The 1014-nt window shown below is 39.6% G+C and carries 1 pseudogene; it reads right to left on the bottom strand.

The annotated features are described in order from the left end of the window. Positions 1–963 (bottom strand): annotated as a pseudogene (locus tag HPY28_RS30645) (IS3 family transposase); the annotation flags it as partial. Positions 964–1014: the final 51 nt, after the last annotated feature.

Genomic DNA, 1014 nt, shown 5'->3' with positions numbered 1-1014 from the left:
CGATAATTTCTCCGTTAAACAAATCCAGCATCGGTGATAAATATAGCTTTTCACCAAACAATTTAAACTCCGTAATATCTGTTACCCACTTCTCATTTGGTTTTCCTGCTTGAAAGTTACGGTCTAAAATATTTCGGGCAACTTTTCCGATTTTCCCCTTATAGGAGCGATATTTTTTCATCCGAACAATGCTTTTTAGGCCCATTTCATTCATTAATCGCTGTACTTTTTTGTGATTAACCTGGTGTCCGAGATTTCTCAGCTCGTCCCTTATGCGACGATATCCGTAGCGTCCTTGATGTTCATGGTAAATAGCTTGAATCATTGCCTTTACTTCGGCATGTTTGTCTTGAGAACCGAAGGTTTTTACATAGTAATAATAGGTGCTGCGTGGAATACCTGCGAATTTAAGTAACGTTTTTATAGGAAATTCAGTCCTTAGTTCAAATACTACTTGCGCCTTGTCTTGCTTTGTAACTTTTCCTTGTTTTGAACTAAGGTATTCAACTTTTTTAAGTAAGCATTCTCCATACGTAAACGCTCTACTTCTGCTTGTAATGCCTCAACTGATCCTTCCATGGGTGTTGCTTTCTTATTTTCCTTCTTCATCGCTGGACGCCCCTTTTTCTTTGGTATAAGGGCGTCTTTTCCTTGTGATTGAAATTCTGACCTCCACTTTCGAACTAAGCGGGGAGAGGAGATCTGAAAGATGGCGGCAGTTTCATTCGGAGACGTCCCGTGATTCTTCATATAATTGAGTACGTCTAGTTTAAACTGTGTTGAGTGCCGTGTATATGATGTTATAATAAACGCTTCTGCACCGTGTTTCTCGTATTGCATCACCCAAACTCCAACCATACTTTTGTGTGTACCAATAGACTCAGCAATAGCAGCATGAGTCTCTTCGCCATACAAATAGCGAAGAACTGCTGATAATTTATCTTTTGCAGTAAACTTAGACAAAAAACTGCACCTCCAACTGTTAGATGTGTCTAACAATCGGGGTGCAGTTCA

Origin of the sequence: Brevibacillus sp. HB1.2, from assembly GCF_013332495.1 — a bacterium.
GTDB lineage: Bacteria > Bacillota > Bacilli > Brevibacillales > Brevibacillaceae > Brevibacillus > Brevibacillus porteri.
Note: the sequence above shows the minus strand (reverse complement) of the source record. Positions and strands in the feature narration are given on the sequence as shown.